Origin of the sequence: Pseudolabrys sp. FHR47, assembly GCF_005153485.1 — a bacterium.
Lineage (GTDB): Bacteria > Pseudomonadota > Alphaproteobacteria > Rhizobiales > Xanthobacteraceae > Pseudolabrys.
On record NZ_CP039740.1, the window covers coordinates 834,726 to 847,365 of the forward strand.

Annotated in this window: 17 protein-coding genes; 6 read left to right on the top strand and 11 right to left on the bottom strand. The window is 64.0% G+C overall.

The window, feature by feature from the left end:
- The first annotated feature begins 107 nt into the window (after positions 1-107).
- The 4 genes from thrC to E8Q40_RS04155 all read left to right on the top strand — a co-directional run bounded on the left by thrC (position 108) and on the right by E8Q40_RS04155 (position 4,212).
- Entirely contained in the window at positions 108-1,523 is a 1,416-nt protein-coding gene (thrC, locus tag E8Q40_RS04140) for a threonine synthase (RefSeq protein ID WP_137043193.1), read from the top strand.
- A complete protein-coding gene (locus E8Q40_RS04145) occupies positions 1,520-2,791 on the top strand; it encodes a pitrilysin family protein (protein ID WP_137043194.1) in 1,272 nt (423 codons plus the stop codon). Before thrC ends, E8Q40_RS04145 begins: the two co-directional genes overlap by 4 nt.
- A gap of 31 nt (positions 2,792-2,822) precedes the next feature.
- On the top strand, positions 2,823-3,404 hold the full coding sequence (locus E8Q40_RS04150) for a GNAT family N-acetyltransferase (RefSeq protein WP_137043195.1): 582 nt from the start codon (positions 2,823-2,825) through the stop codon (positions 3,402-3,404).
- A gap of 190 nt (positions 3,405-3,594) precedes the next feature.
- A complete protein-coding gene (locus E8Q40_RS04155) occupies positions 3,595-4,212 on the top strand; it encodes a hypothetical protein (protein WP_137043196.1) in 618 nt (205 codons plus the stop codon).
- 114 nt (positions 4,213-4,326) lie between these two features.
- On the opposite strand, the gene E8Q40_RS04160 is transcribed toward E8Q40_RS04155, so the two are convergent.
- The 6 genes from E8Q40_RS04160 to E8Q40_RS04185 form a co-directional block, all read right to left on the bottom strand.
- Entirely contained in the window at positions 4,327-4,983 is a 657-nt protein-coding gene (locus E8Q40_RS04160) for an HAD family phosphatase (protein ID WP_137043197.1), read from the bottom strand.
- 274 nt (positions 4,984-5,257) lie between these two features.
- On the bottom strand, positions 5,258-5,749 hold the full coding sequence (locus E8Q40_RS04165) for an ATP F0F1 synthase subunit B (protein ID WP_137043198.1): 492 nt from the start codon (positions 5,747-5,749) through the stop codon (positions 5,258-5,260).
- Between the two features lie 12 nt (positions 5,750-5,761).
- Positions 5,762-6,298, bottom strand: a complete 537-nt coding sequence (locus E8Q40_RS04170) for a F0F1 ATP synthase subunit B (protein WP_137043199.1) — start codon at positions 6,296-6,298, stop codon at positions 5,762-5,764.
- A 47-nt stretch (positions 6,299-6,345) separates the two neighbouring features.
- Complete coding sequence (locus tag E8Q40_RS04175; protein ID WP_115515662.1) at positions 6,346-6,573, bottom strand: F0F1 ATP synthase subunit C; 228 nt, start codon at positions 6,571-6,573, stop codon at positions 6,346-6,348.
- Positions 6,574-6,603: 30 nt separating this feature from the next.
- Positions 6,604-7,353 carry a F0F1 ATP synthase subunit A gene (locus E8Q40_RS04180; protein WP_137043200.1) on the bottom strand — a complete coding sequence of 250 codons (750 nt, stop codon included), beginning with the start codon at positions 7,351-7,353 and terminating at the stop codon, positions 6,604-6,606.
- Positions 7,354-7,362: 9 nt separating this feature from the next.
- A complete protein-coding gene (locus tag E8Q40_RS04185) occupies positions 7,363-7,713 on the bottom strand; it encodes an AtpZ/AtpI family protein (protein ID WP_137043201.1) in 351 nt (116 codons plus the stop codon).
- A 281-nt stretch (positions 7,714-7,994) separates the two neighbouring features.
- Here E8Q40_RS04185 and E8Q40_RS04190 point away from each other — a divergent pair, with 281 nt between their 5' ends.
- Positions 7,995-8,462: a hypothetical protein gene (locus E8Q40_RS04190; protein ID WP_137043202.1), complete on the top strand. Its 468-nt coding sequence runs from the start codon at positions 7,995-7,997 to the stop codon at positions 8,460-8,462.
- An 11-nt stretch (positions 8,463-8,473) separates the two neighbouring features.
- Positions 8,474-8,935 carry a secondary thiamine-phosphate synthase enzyme YjbQ gene (locus E8Q40_RS04195; protein WP_137043203.1) on the top strand — a complete coding sequence of 154 codons (462 nt, stop codon included), beginning with the start codon at positions 8,474-8,476 and terminating at the stop codon, positions 8,933-8,935.
- A gap of 10 nt (positions 8,936-8,945) precedes the next feature.
- Here the strand turns inward: E8Q40_RS04195 and E8Q40_RS04200 are convergent, their stop codons facing one another.
- From E8Q40_RS04200 to E8Q40_RS04220, 5 genes are all read right to left on the bottom strand, one after another.
- Positions 8,946-9,305, bottom strand: coding sequence for a hypothetical protein (locus E8Q40_RS04200; RefSeq protein ID WP_137043204.1), 360 nt, complete (start codon positions 9,303-9,305; stop codon positions 8,946-8,948).
- 98 nt (positions 9,306-9,403) lie between these two features.
- Positions 9,404-9,784, bottom strand: a complete 381-nt coding sequence (locus E8Q40_RS04205) for a hypothetical protein (protein WP_137043205.1) — start codon at positions 9,782-9,784, stop codon at positions 9,404-9,406.
- A 173-nt stretch (positions 9,785-9,957) separates the two neighbouring features.
- On the bottom strand, positions 9,958-10,284 hold the full coding sequence (locus tag E8Q40_RS04210; RefSeq protein ID WP_137043206.1) for a hypothetical protein: 327 nt from the start codon (positions 10,282-10,284) through the stop codon (positions 9,958-9,960).
- A complete protein-coding gene (locus tag E8Q40_RS04215) occupies positions 10,281-10,592 on the bottom strand; it encodes a YggT family protein (RefSeq protein ID WP_137043207.1) in 312 nt (103 codons plus the stop codon). The genes E8Q40_RS04210 and E8Q40_RS04215 overlap by 4 nt, the downstream gene beginning before the upstream one ends.
- A 113-nt stretch (positions 10,593-10,705) precedes the next feature.
- Positions 10,706-12,628 carry a sodium:solute symporter family protein gene (locus tag E8Q40_RS04220; protein WP_246662996.1) on the bottom strand — a complete coding sequence of 641 codons (1,923 nt, stop codon included), beginning with the start codon at positions 12,626-12,628 and terminating at the stop codon, positions 10,706-10,708.
- Positions 12,629-12,640: the final 12 nt, after the last annotated feature.

Below are 12,640 nucleotides of genomic sequence, written 5' to 3' on the forward strand. Positions count from 1 at the left end.
GCGTCGGGCCCGCATGTGGCTGCTGATGGGCTTGCTTGTGCCGGCCGTGGGCCAAGGCTAGGGTGCCGCTGGCAATCCTTACTCCCCCGAGACAGTCAACAAAATCAATGCATTACATCTCAACCCGGGGCGCGTCTGCCCGACTGGATTTCGTCGAGGCGATGCTTGCCGGGCTGGCGCGGGACGGCGGGCTTTATGTCCCGTACTCATGGCCGCGGCTGTCGCCTTCGACCATCGCCGGCTTTGCGGGGCGCCCCTATGCCGAGGTCGCGGTCGAAGTGGTCAAACCCTTCGTCGGTAATGCCATCGCCGAGGCCGATCTCGCCCGTATCGCGCACGAGGCCTATGGCACCTTCCGCCACCCAGCGGTCGCGCCGCTGGTCCAGCTCGGCGACAACCTGTTCGTACTCGAGCTGTTTCATGGTCCGACGCTCGCCTTCAAGGACCTCGCCATGCAGTTCGTGGCGCGGCTCATGGATCATGTGCTGAAGCAACGCGGCGAACGCACCACTATCGTGGTTGCGACATCGGGCGACACCGGCGGCGCCGCGGTCGAAGCTTTTCGCGGCCGCGATCAGGTCGATGTCGTCGCGCTTTATCCGCACGGCCGCATCTCCGACGTGCAGCGTTGGATGATGACGACGCCGACGGATGAGAATGTCCACTGCATCGCGGTGGAGGGCACCTTCGACGATTGCCAGGCGCTGGTGAAGGCGATGTTCAATCATCATGCCTTCCGCGACCGCGTGCGCCTGTCCGGCGTCAATTCGATCAACTGGGCGCGTCTGGTGTCGCAGGCGGTTTATTACTTCACTTCCGCCGTCGCGCTCGGTGCGCCGCATCGGAAAATCGCCTTCACAGTGCCGACCGGTAATTTCGGCGACGTCTATGCCGGCTATGTCGCCAGCAAAATGGGCCTGCCGGTCGATCGACTGGTCGTTGCCACCAACGTCAACGACATCCTGGCGCGCACCTTCGCTACCGGCGACTACGAGACACGTCAGGTGGTGGCCACGTCGGCGCCGTCGATGGACATCCAGGTGTCGTCGAACTTCGAGCGTTTGCTGTACGAGACCTGCGGCCGCGACGCCGCCAAGGTCAATGCGCTGATGGGTTCGCTGGCGCAGTCCGGCCGCTTCACGGTGCCCGGCGAAGCGCTCAAGGAGATGCGCGCGCTGTTCTCGGCCGACCGGGCCGACGAGCAGGAGGTCGACGCCGAAATTCGTGCCTGGATGAAAGAGGCGTCCTATTGCGCCGACCCGCACACCGCAGTGGCGCTGGCCGTGGCCGAAAAGGAAACGCGGGATCCCAAGGTGCCCATGGTCGTCCTGTCGACCGCGCATCCGGCCAAGTTCCCGGACGCCGTGAAGGCGGCTTGCGGTGTCGACCCCGGCCTCCCAGATTGGCTGTCTGACCTGCCCAAAAAGGCCGAGCGCTTTACCGTGCTGCCGGCCGATCAGGCCAAAATCGAGGAATTCGTCGCCGGCGCCTCGCGCGCCGCGCGTGAAGGAGCCGCCGTATGACTGTCGAAGTCACCAAATTGCCGTCCGGCCTGGCTGTCGTGACCGACCGCATGCCGCATCTGGAGTCGGCGTCCCTCGGCGTCTGGGTCGGCGCCGGCAGCCGCGACGAACAGGCGGATGAGCACGGTATTTCGCACCTTCTCGAGCACATGGCCTTCAAGGGCACCAAGCGTCGCACCGCGCGCCAGATCGCCGAGACCATCGAAGCGGTTGGCGGCGATCTCAATGCCGCGACGTCGATCGAGAATACCGGTTATTTCGCCCGCGTGCTGAAGGCCGACGTGCCGCTGGCGCTCGACGTGTTGTCGGACATCCTGTCGGAGCCGACCTTCGATCCGGAAGAGCTGCGCCGCGAGCAGAATGTCATCACCCAGGAAATCGGCGCCACTGAAGACGCGCCGGATGATCTGGTGTTCGACCGCCTGCAGGAAACGGCGTTTCCGAACCAGCCGATCGGCCGCTCCATTCTCGGCACGCCGGAAACCGTGCGCGGCTTCAGCGCCAAGAGCCTGCGCGCCTATCTCAACCGCAACTACCGTTCGCCCAACATGCTAGTCGCGGCGGCGGGCGCCGTCGATCATCAGAAGATCGTCGATGACGTGGTGAAGCGCTTCGAGAGCTTCGCCGGACCGGAGGCACCGGAGCATCAGGCCGCGCGTTTTGGCGGCGGCACCAGGGTCGAGTCGCGTGATCTCGAGCAGGTGCACATCGCTCTGGCGCTCGAAGGTGTTCAGGTGAAGGACCCGCAGCTTTACAGCCTGCAGGTGTTCACCAGCGTGCTTGGCGGCGGCATGTCCTCGCGTCTGTTCCAGGAAGTGCGTGAGATCCGCGGCCTTTGCTACACCATCCAGGCCTTCCATATGCCCTATTCGGACACCGGGCTGTTCGGGCTCTACGCCGGGACCGATGAAGCCGATGCGCCGGAATTGATGCGCGTCGTCATCGACCAGATCGAGAACGCGACTGAAACGCTCAATGAGGCCGAGGTCGCCCGCGCCAAGGCGCAAATGAAGGCCGGGCTCCTGATGACGCTGGAAAGTTCGGAAGCTCGCCTCGGCCAGCTCGCCCGTCAGATGCTCGCCTATGGCCGGCCGGTGCCGCTCGACGAGATCGTGGCGAAGGTCGAAGCCGTAACCGTCGAAAGTGCCCGCGCCGCCGGCAGGGCACTGATCGGCCGTGGCCGTCCGGCGATTGCCGCCCTTGGCCCCGGAAACGGGCTTGAAAGCACTGCGGCGATTGCCGAAAGTCTGGTTCGCCCGGCGGCCTGAGCCGTTCAGGACGGCCAGGCGGAAGAACGCTATGGCCTTTTTTCGTACCGTCGGTTTTGCCGATATGGCGCCGGCCATCACCGGCGAGGGCGTTACTTTGCGGGCGCCGCAGCTCGGCGATTTCGCCGCCTGGGCGGCGTTGCGTGAGCAGAGCCGCGACTTCCTTACGCCTTGGGAGCCGATCTGGCCGTCGGACGATTTGACCCGCGGTTCGTTCCGCCGCCGGCTGCGCCGATATCAGGACGATCAGCGTAACGATCTGGCCTACGCCTTTCTGGTGTTCCGCAGTGGCGACAACGCGCTGGTCGGTGGCGTGACTTTGGCCAATATCCGCCGCGGCGTCGCCCAGGCCGGCAGCCTTGGCTACTGGATCGGCGCGCCGTTTGCCCATCGCGGCTATATGAGCGCCGCAGTTCGCAGCCTGCTGACCTATTCGTTCGGTGCACTGCGCCTGCACCGGGTCGAGGCCGCCTGCATCCCGACCAACCAGCCGTCGATCGGACTCCTGGAGAAGTGTGGATTCACCCGTGAAGGCTATGCGCGGCGCTATCTCTGCATTAATGGGATCTGGCACGACCACCTGCTCTATGCCCGGCTGGCCGACGACACTTGAGGCCAGAGCGCTTCACCCGCATTATTGCCGCCTTGGGCTTGCCACGCTTGATTTGCTATAGAGCGCAGGGCGTTAGCCCATCGAGCGGGTGGCCGGTTGGTCGCCGAACAATTTTCCTGAACAAGATGCGAGCACAATAATGGCCGGGAACATGAACGAACGAGGGCAGGGTAGGACGCAGCGGCTCGCTATGCTTCCAGCCGCTGCCGTACTGACGCTGCTGGTCGGAGGCTGTGGCGCCAGCCTGTCGTCGCTCAACATTTTCGATTCCAACAAGGCGACGACCGAAAAGGCCCTCGATGGCGCCCCGGCCGATGCCGCAGCCGCCAACACCGAATATGAGTGTCCCTCGGTGCAGGTACGCACCGGCGCCGCCGTTCTATCGATCGGCAACGAGACCAAGGCGACCGCCGACGGCGAACCTGGCGCGCTCAATCTGCGCTATCAGGGCTCGATCATCCGTTTCGCTCGTGAATGCCACGTCGCCGCCGGCGTCATGACCATGAAGGTCGGCGTCGAAGGCCGTGTCATCACCGGCCCGGCCGGCGGTCCCGGTAAAGTCGATGTGCCTTTGCGCATGGCGGTGGTCCAGGAAGGTGCGACGCCAAAGCCGATCGTGTCGAAGTTCGCGATGATTCCGGTCGAGATCACCTCGGCGGTCGACCGCGTCACCTTCACCCACATCGAGGAAGGCCTGAGCTTCCCGTTGCCGTCGCCACCGGGCCTGCTCGATGCTTATGTGGTCTATATCGGCTTCGATACGCTGGCGGCGCAGCAGAAGAAGCCGGCGCCGAGAAAGCGGCGGTAGGCAAAGTACTGCCGGGCATCCACGACTTTCTTCGCGTCTTAAGACGTGGATGGCCGGGACATAAGGGCGGCCACGCCCGTCTTTGACGGGCTATGCCCGGCCATGACGGGAAAATCACCACCCTCTGAGGTCGATGACTGTGCTCTTGAGCGCGCGCATGTCGGAGATGACGACGCGGGCGCCAGCCTCGCGCAACTGTTGCTCAAGCCGCAATCCGGCGTGGCTGCCGCCGACAAAGCCAATCACCCTCATTCCGGCCGTGACCGCCGCGGTGACGCCGGCCGGTGAATCCTCGACGACCAGACAGTCGCCGGCGTTGACGCGCATCTGGCCCGCAACGTGCAGGAACAGGTCCGGCGCGGGCTTGCCGTGCGGCACGTCGCTGGCCGAGAACAGGTTCGGCTCGAAAAAGCGCAGCAGGTCGGCTGTTTCGAGGCTGGTGCGAATGCGCTCGAGCGGCGATGACGAGGCGACGCACTTCGGTCCGCGTAGCCAGGACAGCGCATGGGCCGCATGTGCGGTGGCGCGCAGCTCGTTGCGGAATTTCTGCAAGGTGGCGGCGGTCACGGCGTCGGCGAAGCCAGGCGGCAGCTTGCGGCCGGCGGCGATTTCCACTTCGGCGAACATGTCGGATTGCCGTCGGCCGGCGAAGTAGCGCGCGACAAGGTCGGGCGTCAGCGCGAAGCCGGCGCGCATGAATTCCTGCGATACGACGGCGGTGGCGAGCGGCTCGCTGTCCACAAGCACGCCGTTGCAATCGAAGATGACCACGGGTCCCCCGAAACGTGGCCGGACTCTCCGGCAAGGCTCGAATTGTGCTGATGCTGACGCTTACAAAGGCGGCCGTAAAAGGACCGCAACGCGGGACGCCACAAACGAATCGCTTGGGGGAAGCTTAATCCGGCCGAATCGGTATGCAAGGAGAGGTAATCGCGCGAACGCAATGTCGCCGGATTGGACTAACAGGGGACAATTAGCGGCCGCGTCCGGAAGCAAAAAACGGCGCCCGGAGGGGCGCCGTTTTCAATTCCGGTCGGAAAGCCTGTTAGTTCAGCTTCTTGCGCACGTCCTCGATGCCCTTGGCGATGAGTTCGCCGGCCAGAGCGCCCTTCGCCTCGGCCGAAAGGATTTTCTCGGCGGCAGCAACGGCAGCTTCGGCTGCAGCGGCGCGAACGTCGGCCGCGGCCTGGGCTTCGGCCTGGGCGATCTTGGCCTCCGCCATCTTGGTGCGGCGCGCAACGAACTCCTCGATCTTGGCCTTGGCCTCGGTCGCCATGCGGGCGGCTTCGTCCTTGGCGCCGGCGATGATGCTCTCGGCCTCGGCTTCGGCGGCGGCACGCTTGCGCTGATATTCGGCGAGCAGGGCGGCAGCCTCTTCCTTGAGCTTGCGGGCATCGTCGAGTTCCGCCTTGATGCGGGCGGCGCGGTCGTCGAGCGCCTTGGCGATCAGCTTCGGCACGCCGACATAGGCGAGCACGCCGAGGAAGATCACGAAAGCGACGGCAACCCAGGTTTCGGCTTCGGCGAGAAGATGCATGAGCGCCGTCCTTTAGCTCTTGAGCGCGCTGTCGACGGCCGAAGCGACCGCGGCGTCGGCCGGAGCCTTGCCGATCAGACGCTCGACGATGGTCTTGGCCGCGTCGGTGGCGATGCCGCGAACCTCGGCCATCGCCTTCTGTTTGGTGCCGGCGATGGTCTTTTCGGCCTCGGCCAGCTTGGCGTTGAGCTGATCTTCAAGCACCTTGCGGGTGGTCTCGGCTTCCGCCGCCTGCTTGTCGCGGGTTTCCGCCGCGATCACCTGCGCGCGGGCACGGGCTTCCGCCAGCGCCTTCTCGTAGGCGGCGACAGCCGCTTCCGATTCCGCCTTCAGCTTGCCCGCCTCGGCGATATCGCCGGAGATGCGGTTCTGCCGGTCGTCGATGATGCCGCCAAGACGCGGCAGCGCCACCTTCGCCATCAACGCATAGAGGATGGCGAAGGTCAGGACGAGCCACACCAACTGCGAAGGAAACGTCGTCGGATCGAAGGGCGGAAACGCGCCCTTGGCATGCGATGACGGCACTTCGGTGTGTGTCGAGGTTGCCATGACGCTCTCTTAAAAAGGCTGCCCTTAAAAGGCCGGCTGCTAGTCGCTTAGACGGCGAACAGCAGGATGAGGGCGACCAGCAGCGAGAAGATGCCGAGCGCTTCGGTCACGGCGAAGCCGAAAATCAGGTTGCCGAACTGGCTCTGCGCGGCCGACGGGTTACGCAGCGCGCCCTGCAGGAAGCTGCCGAAGATGTTGCCGAGGCCGAGACCGGCGCCCGCCATGCCGATGCAAGCGATGCCGGCACCGATGTACTTTGCTGCGACTGGATCCATAGGAAGACTCCCTTTCGAGGTGTTCGGGCCTTAGTGGCCCGGGTGAATAGCATCGTTGAGATAGATGCAAGTGAGGATGGCGAACACGTAAGCCTGCAGGAACGCGACCAGCAGCTCGAGCGCGGTCAGCGCAACGACCAGCGACAGCGGCAGAACCGCGCCGGCGATGCCGACGATGCCGGCGCTACCGAGCATGGTCACGAAGCCGGCGAACACCTTCAGCGTGATGTGGCCGGCCAGCATGTTCGCGAACAGACGCACACTGTGCGAGATCGGACGCGAGAGGAACGAGATGACCTCGATCACGACGATCAGCGGCAGGATGTAGACCGGAATGCCCTTCGGTACGAACAGATTGAAGAAGTGCAGGCCGTTCTTGTAGAAGCCATAGATCAACACCGTCAGGAACACCGACATCGCCAAAGTCACGGTGACGATGATGTGCGAGGTGACGGTGAAGGTGTAGGGAATGAGGCCGATCAGGTTCACCGTGAGGATGAACATGAACAGCGTAAATACGAAGGGAAAGAAGCGCATGCCGGCGGAGCCCGCTGTGCTTCTTATGGAGTCCGCGACAAATTCGTAGCTCAGTTCCGCCATCGACTGCAGCCGGCCCGGCACCAGGCTGCGGCTGGCGGCGCCGGCGAGCAGGAAGATCGTGATGACGGCGACCGCGGCGACCATGAAGGCGGCCGAGTTGGTGAACATGATCTGGGTGTCGCCGACCTTGGCGACGGGGAACAGGTTCACGATCTGGAATTGATGGATGGGGTCGGCCATATCTGTCTTCTAGTCGTTCCGGTTTGGATCGCGGACAACGCCCGCAGCCCGCATCACGTTGAGGACGCCGGCGGCGAAGCCGAGCAGCAGAAACACGATCAGCCCCCAGGGCGAAATGCCGAGCCAGCGGTCGATGAGCCAGCCGATCATCGCCCCCACAAGTACGCCAGCGACCAGTTCGGAAGACAGCCTGAAACCGCGGGCGAACCCGGCGGCGTTGTTCGCGGTCTGCCGAGCACCAGCTTCTTGTTCGGAAGGCCGGTCGGCTTGCGCCAAGCGGTCGCCGAGACGCTGGAGTCTCGCGGAGAGAGCGGCTTCGTCGTCCGGAGGTAGGCCCTGATTCCGCGTGCCATCAGACATGCTTCTGACCCGCGATTTCGTGGGATTTTTGTGTACCGCCGCCCTTAAAGCCGCGCGGACCATACTGATCGACCCACCCCGAGTCAAGGAATGGGGGCATTGCCGTAAACGTCTGATATTGCGTCGGAAAGTCGCGTTTCGAGGCGGCGTCAACAGGGCCGTTGGGTGCGATGCGGAAGGCGCCCTTGGACAACCTGCGAACCGGCGACGTGAGCCTGCCTTGTTGTGGTGGTAGCATTGGAATGTACGTAGGCGTTTCACGTCGAGCTCTGAGGATTCTCATGCGATCAGCATTCGCCGTCCTTATCGCTGGTCTGCTTTTCGGGCCGATTGCCGCTAATGCGCAGGAGCTGCCGAAAGATGCCGTACCGGCAGCCAACGGCCGTTTCAGTTTTGCGCCCACTGAGGGCGGCTATCTCCGGCTGGACAGCACGACCGGGCAGGTCAGCTTCTGCAGTCAGCGCACTGCCGGCTGGGCCTGCCAGCTCGTGCCGGACGATCGCGCCGCGCTCGATGCCGAGATCGCGCGGCTGCAAGACGAGATCAGCAAACTGAAAGCGGAGACGGCCCGGGCAGCGCCGCCGCGACCGCAGGCCGAACTGACACCGCGCGCCGGTAACGGAGACAGCGCGCTGCGTTTCCCCACCCGCGAGGAAATGGAAAGAGCCCGTGCCGCGGTCGAGCGGGCGTGGCGGCGCATGGTCGAGATGATCTACGATTTCCAGAAAGACGTGACGAAGAAGGACTAGCGGTTCCTCGCATGGCAGGCCGCCTCTCACCCATTAGCGAAGCCACGGTGCAGGTGGTCTTCAGCGCAACCTTGCGCGTCGATACGCGCGGGAGCGGGTTTACCGACATCTCAAATGCCGCCCGCGACTTCATCGCGCAGGCCGGCGCCGGCGAGGGCACTCTGTTCGCGTTTCTGCGTCATACCTCGGCGTCGCTGACCATCCAGGAGAACGCCGATCCCGATGTGCAGACCGATCTGACCACCGCGCTCGACCGGTTGGCACTCGAAGCTGCGCCGTGGATTCACGATGCCGAAGGCCCGGATGACATGCCGGCGCATGTGAAGGCCATGCTCAACGGCGTGTCGCTGCATGTGCCGGTTACGAATGGCCAGCTCGCGCTCGGCACCTGGCAGGGGATTTATCTGGTCGAGCACCGGCGTGCGCCGCATTCGCGCGAAATCATTTTTCAGTTCGTCGGCAGCCGGAAATAGCATTCGCTGCTCAGAAGCCGGTGAGTCGGAATATCAGCGCCAGCGCCCACATGCCGATGGAAATGGCCGAGGTCCACAGTGCGAAGGTGAGGTAGGTCTCGCGCAGCACGGTGGCGCTTGCCCATTGCGCCTGCGCGGCCGGCGGGCGCTTATCCTCCGGCAGGTACAGCCACAGCTCGGTCTTTTGGTAGGGCTTGGTCAGCGCCTCGCGCGCCTTGTAGATCAGCGTGAGGGCCATGACCGCGGTCATTGTGCCGCCGGTCTGGAAGGCAAGCCGCGCGTCGAACGACATCCCGATCATGACGCAGAAGATGGCCAGCGAACCGAAGAGGCAGGCGCGTTGCACCACCTCATAGGCGACTCGCCGCATCGGCTCCATGGTCGTGCTCGTCTTAATCCGGTTCCGGCCCCTAAGCATAGCGCGGGTTCCGGGGAAATCGTCCTCACAAACGGGTGTGCTGGCCTCGGTCAGACCCCGGAAAAGCCGAAGGTCAGGGAAACCGCAAGGCCCGACCCATAGAGCGTAACCGCCGTTCCCGCGGCGGATTTGGCAAAGCGCAGCATCTGGTCCTGCAGCGACGTGAGCGCGAAACGAATGCCGTGGGCGCCGGCCGGGCGTTCGTCCGGCTCAAGCGCCTGCCAGACCTCGCAGTGGCGGAAACGGTCCTCGGTCAGGCGCGAGGCCCGGACCAACTGGACCACGGCAAAAAGCAGGGCAACCGAGGCGCCGATATCGAGCGCCAGCGCCGGCTCGAAACTGAAGCCGATCATCAGGGTGACCGCGGCCACGGCGAAAAAACCGGCGTCGCGGAGAAGGGTAAAACGGGCATAACGTTCGCATGGGTTCATGGCGTGTCTCCTGTCGAAGAGCCCACCCCCGGCGATTTTCTCCCGGCCCAGATTTCTGCAATTTATATGCCAGCCAACAAGCGGTCTGCCCGGGCTTCGGCAAGCACAACACCGTGATCGGTCGTCCGTTCCGCGGGCCGGGCGCCCGATCGCGGCACTCCGGCGCCCGCGGCTTACAGGCCGTATTCGAGGAAATTCCCCATCGCCGGCAGCGTCAGTAGCGCCGTGCCTGCGAGCCAGATCCACAAGGATGTGGGCGTCGAGTCGTCTTTGGCGCTGGAAAAGCGCTCGTAGATCGCGGCCGGGATGCCGGCGAGGATGATCGTGCCGGTCGACACCATCAGCGAGGAAAACATCAGGGTCAGCCCTGTCGAACCGAACAGAAGCGCGGGCGCCAGGATTTGCACATGGATCAGCGCGAACAACAGCGCGAGCTGATTGAAGATGCCGTTGATCATGCCGAAGAAGGCAATGCCGATATAGAAAGCGTTCTTGCTCATTGTGCCAGCCCCGACTTCGGAACCGCGCCCATGAGCAGGAACAAATAGAGCAGCCCGACGCGCAGCCAGAACAGCCAGACAAAGCCGAACAGCCATACGATCACCGGCGGCGCCGCCTTCGGTGTTACATAAGCGAACAACGCCACGAACGGATCGGTCAGGCGGCAGAAGAAACGCCAGATGTAATTCGTCGAGTCCGCATCGACGAACAGGCCGAGCAGCACACGGCCGAGCATGGTGTACATCACCACCGCGAGCGCGAAGTTCGGCAGTTGATAGATCCAGAAGGACGGGTTGCTGAAATCCACGGGCCGGCTTTCCCTTCGGTGTTATTCGACAATGGCAAGCGACACGCGCTGCCGCAACCCATAAAAAAGCGGGGCCCCGAAGGGCCCCGCTCCAGTTGGGATCGTAGCTTCGATCAGGTCTTTTCCTGGAGAACCGTACGCCCACGGGGCTTGCGGATCTCGTCGACATAGGCCTGCATTTCCTTGGACGGCTCCTTGCCCATCAGGCTGACCACGTAGATGACCAGGAAGCCGACCGGCATGCCGAGCAGACCGCAGGCGATGTTGGTCAGGCCGAACCAGCCGACCTTGTTCGCGAGCGGATGCGAGACGAGCACCCAGCTGTCCATGGCGCCAGGAGCAGCCATCGCCTTGGCAAGATCAACCAGCGGCAGACCCGTGGCCGGGTTGGCGAGCGACGACATACCGAAGTACGCCACGCCGGCTCCCGGGAAGTAACGGGTCACGACGAGGTAGAAGATGCACAGGCCGAAACCTGCGATCATGCCAGCCACCGCGCCTGCTGCCGTGGTCCGCTTCCACCAGACGCCCATGATGAGCGCCGGGAAGTTGCCGGCCATTGCAAGCGAGAACGCCCAGCCGACCATCGCGAGGATGTCACCCGGCCGCGTCGAAGCGGTCCAGGCGGCAGCCACGGCGACGACCAGCAGCAGGATGCGGGCGACGAGCAGACGGCGCACCGTCGGCGCGCTCGGGTCGACCATCTTGTAGTAGACGTCGTGCGAGAGCGCGTTGGCGATGGCCAGCAGCAGGCCGTCGGCGGTCGACAGCGCGGCGGCGAGACCGCCGGCGGCGACCAGACCCGAGATCACGTACGGCAGGCCCGCGATCTCCGGCGTGGAGAGCACGATCACGTCCGTGTTGATCACGAAGTCCTGCAGACGGACGACGCCCGGATGCCCGGCGATCGCCTTACAGGCGGCGACGATGGCATCGATCGAGGCGGCGTTTTGTCCGCAGATCTTGATCAGACCGAGTTCGCCCCAGGTGAACATCCAGGGGCGGACCTGTGTCAGATCACGGCCGATGATGTTGGTGTACACCTCCAGCTTCGAGAACGCGGCGTAAGCAGGCGCCGAGAAGTAAAGCAGGAAGATGAACAGCAACGACCAAGCGACCGACTGACGCGCCTCACGCACGGTGGGCGTGGTGAAGTAACGCATCAGAATGTGCGGCAGCGACGCCGTGCCGACCATCATGCAGAGGATGATGGCGAAGAAGTTCAGCGGCGTGTAGTTGAGGAACGGCGCGATGTGCGGTTTGAGGTTGGCCGCGGTGGCCAGACCGGAGGCGATCATCTGCTGTTCGCGGGCAGTGATGTCGGCGATAGCGTTGCCATACGTCAGTTCCGGGATCGGAATGCCGTACTTCTTGGTCGACAGGATGATGATCGGCGTTAGATAGGCGATGATGAGCACGATGTACTGGGCGATCTGCGTCCAGGTCACCGCGCGCATGCCGCCGAGCATCGAGCAGAGCAGGATGCCGGCGAGACCCGCGAACACCGCGACTTCGAACGGCATGCCGAGGAAGCGCGAGGCGATGATGCCCGTGCCGAAGATCTGCGCGGTCACATAAGTGAACGAGCAGCACACCAGCACGATCACGGCCACCATGCGTGCCGTATTGCCGCCGAAGCGGAACGCCATGAAGTCCGGAACCGTGTAGGCGCCGAACTTGCGCAGATAGGGGCCGATGAGGATCGACACCAGCACGAAGCCGCCGGTCCAGCCGAGCACCCAGGCCAGGCCGTCATAGCCGAGCAGGAAGAGGGTGCCGGCCATGCCGACGAACGATGCCGCCGACATCCAGTCGGCGCCGGTCGCCATGCCGTTGTAGAGCGCCGGAACGCGGCGGCCTGCGACGTAATATTCCGACACTTCGGCGGTGCGCGACATCACGCCGATGACGGCGTAAACGATGATCGTGAAGGCGACGAAAAGGTAGCCGAGGATTTTGTTCGGCACGCCAACCTGTTCGAGGATGGCGAGCAGAATGATGAAGGCCAGGAAGCCGCCAGTGTACGTGGCGTACATTCGGCCCAGGTT

Excerpts from the sequence above, each read along its gene's own strand:
- E8Q40_RS04185 (WP_137043201.1), bottom strand. The coding sequence starts at position 7,713 with ATGTCTGATGGCACGCGGAATCAGGGCCTACCTCCGGACGACGAAGCC.
- E8Q40_RS04165 (WP_137043198.1), bottom strand. The coding sequence starts at position 5,749 with ATGCATCTTCTCGCCGAAGCCGAAACCTGGGTTGCCGTCGCTTTCGTG.
- E8Q40_RS04175 (WP_115515662.1), bottom strand. The coding sequence starts at position 6,573 with ATGGATCCAGTCGCAGCAAAGTACATCGGTGCCGGCATCGCTTGCATC.
- E8Q40_RS04205 (WP_137043205.1), bottom strand. The coding sequence starts at position 9,784 with ATGAACCCATGCGAACGTTATGCCCGTTTTACCCTTCTCCGCGACGCC.
- E8Q40_RS04145 (WP_137043194.1), top strand. The coding sequence starts at position 1,520 with ATGACTGTCGAAGTCACCAAATTGCCGTCCGGCCTGGCTGTCGTGACC.
- E8Q40_RS04200 (WP_137043204.1), bottom strand. The coding sequence starts at position 9,305 with ATGCGGCGAGTCGCCTATGAGGTGGTGCAACGCGCCTGCCTCTTCGGT.
- thrC (WP_137043193.1), top strand. The coding sequence starts at position 108 with ATGCATTACATCTCAACCCGGGGCGCGTCTGCCCGACTGGATTTCGTC.
- E8Q40_RS04210 (WP_137043206.1), bottom strand. The coding sequence starts at position 10,284 with ATGAGCAAGAACGCTTTCTATATCGGCATTGCCTTCTTCGGCATGATC.
- E8Q40_RS04170 (WP_137043199.1), bottom strand. The coding sequence starts at position 6,298 with ATGGCAACCTCGACACACACCGAAGTGCCGTCATCGCATGCCAAGGGC.
- E8Q40_RS04150 (WP_137043195.1), top strand. The coding sequence starts at position 2,823 with ATGGCCTTTTTTCGTACCGTCGGTTTTGCCGATATGGCGCCGGCCATC.
- E8Q40_RS04180 (WP_137043200.1), bottom strand. The coding sequence starts at position 7,353 with ATGGCCGACCCCATCCATCAATTCCAGATCGTGAACCTGTTCCCCGTC.
- E8Q40_RS04155 (WP_137043196.1), top strand. The coding sequence starts at position 3,595 with ATGCTTCCAGCCGCTGCCGTACTGACGCTGCTGGTCGGAGGCTGTGGC.
- E8Q40_RS04195 (WP_137043203.1), top strand. The coding sequence starts at position 8,474 with ATGGCAGGCCGCCTCTCACCCATTAGCGAAGCCACGGTGCAGGTGGTC.
- E8Q40_RS04220 (WP_246662996.1), bottom strand. The coding sequence starts at position 12,628 with ATGTACGCCACGTACACTGGCGGCTTCCTGGCCTTCATCATTCTGCTC.
- E8Q40_RS04190 (WP_137043202.1), top strand. The coding sequence starts at position 7,995 with ATGCGATCAGCATTCGCCGTCCTTATCGCTGGTCTGCTTTTCGGGCCG.